This is a genomic window from Sinorhizobium sp. NFACC03 (assembly GCF_900103435.1).
GTDB lineage: Bacteria > Pseudomonadota > Alphaproteobacteria > Rhizobiales > Rhizobiaceae > Ensifer.
In genome coordinates this window covers 1-1,638 of record NZ_FMXF01000075.1, presented here as the reverse complement: position 1 = coordinate 1,638, position 1,638 = coordinate 1, and the positions used below count along the sequence as shown (strand labels likewise).

The following is a 1,638-nucleotide window of genomic DNA, read 5'->3' as shown; positions in this document are numbered from 1 at the left end:
TCCGGCACCAGGCGATCGGCCGGCCATCGAACAACCGGATCTGCGACGGCGTACGCGATTACGCCATGGCGATCGTGCACGAGCGTTATGCCGACTTTGGTCCGACGCTGGCGGCCGAGAAGCTTGCGGAGCATGATGGTCTGACGGTGTCGCGCGAGACCTTGCGCCAATGGATGTCGGAGGCCGGCCTGTGGCTGTCGCGCAAGCAGCGGCGGACGTTCCATCAGCCGCGGCTGCGGCGCGAGGCCTACGGCGAGTTGGTTCAGATCGACGGTTCCGAGCATCGCTGGTTCGAAGATCGCGGTGATCCATGTTCATTGCTGGTGTTCATCGATGATGCGACCGGCAAGTTGATGCAGTTGCGGTTTGTGCGCTCGGAAAGTGCGTTCAGCTATTTCGAGGCGCTGGAGCTCTATCTGAAGGCGCATGGTGCTCCAGTCGCCTTCTATTCCGACAAGCATTCGGTGTTCCGGGTGGCGAAGAAGGATGCCAAGGGCGGCCAGGGCATGACCCAGTTCGGGCGGGCACTTTGCGAGTTAAACATCGAGATTCTTTGCGCAAATTCTAGTCAAGCCAAGGGCCGGGTCGAGCGGATGAACCGGACGCTACAGGACCGGTTGATTAAGGATCTGCGTCTGGAGGGCGTCTGCGGCATGGACGACGGCAACGCTTTCCTGCCTCGGTTCATGGAGCGCTATAACCGCCAGTTTGCCATTACCCCTGCCCGATCTGATGATCTGCATCGGCCGCTGAACCTTGCCCCGGATCGGCTGCGCGACGTCCTGTGCAAACGTGAGCAGCGTTATGTCGGTGCCCAGTTGACGTTTTCGTTCGAGCGCCAGCGGATCATGCTGGAAGAGAACGAGGTGACGCGCGGGCTGGTCGGTCGTTATGTCGAGACCTACGCGCTTGCCGACGGCAGGCTGGATGTGCGCTGGAAGGGGCATTCCCTACCGTACCGGGTGTTCGATAAGGACCAGCGGGTGACGCATGCGGCGATCACCGAGAACAAGCGGCTCGGTGAACTCCTGACCTACATCAAGGAACGTCAGGAGCAGCAGACGAAGCCGGCCGTGAAGACGAACAGCGAGAAGAACGGCTACGTTCGACGCGCGCGCGGCCCGGGACGTCGGAAGGATTTCATGAACGATCCTGCGGTCATTGCCCGGCGGCGACAGGCGCTCTCTGACCTCGATGCGGCGGAATGACCGGCTGCTTCAACTGTCCAAGCTAAAGCCGATGGGTGCGTCTCATCCGCCCCCTCCCTTCCCTTGCAACCCGGTCCAGCCGGTTCGGTCGGGGGCTTGCCTCAGCGCCAACGGAGATGTCGAGTGTCGCATGTCTAAATGGCTGACGACGCGCCGCCCAAAGTGACATTTCTACTTTGCGCCAACGTGGACAGTTCAACTTGGCTGCCACATTGTGTGTAGCGGCATTTTAGAAATGCGACATATAGGCCAGTTAGAGATGCGACAGTCGTCGCCTCTTGGGATGCTGGTCGAACGTCAGCGTTGGGAAGCAAGATCAGCGACTTGCATCGTGGCCAAGGCCATCTGTGTTCGGAGTCGTCATGTCTTGTTTGATTGTCATGTCGCAGAAAGAATTGCATCGCCTTGAACTCATCCAGCGGATTCGCGG

At 60.0% G+C, this 1,638-nt stretch carries 1 protein-coding gene; it reads left to right on the top strand.

Features of this window, described 5'->3' with window-relative positions:
• The coding region (locus tag BLU35_RS34785) for an ISNCY family transposase (RefSeq protein ID WP_093236523.1) at window positions 1-1,208 on the top strand (1,208 nt) is incomplete at its 5' end.
• Window positions 1,209-1,638: the final 430 nt, after the last annotated feature.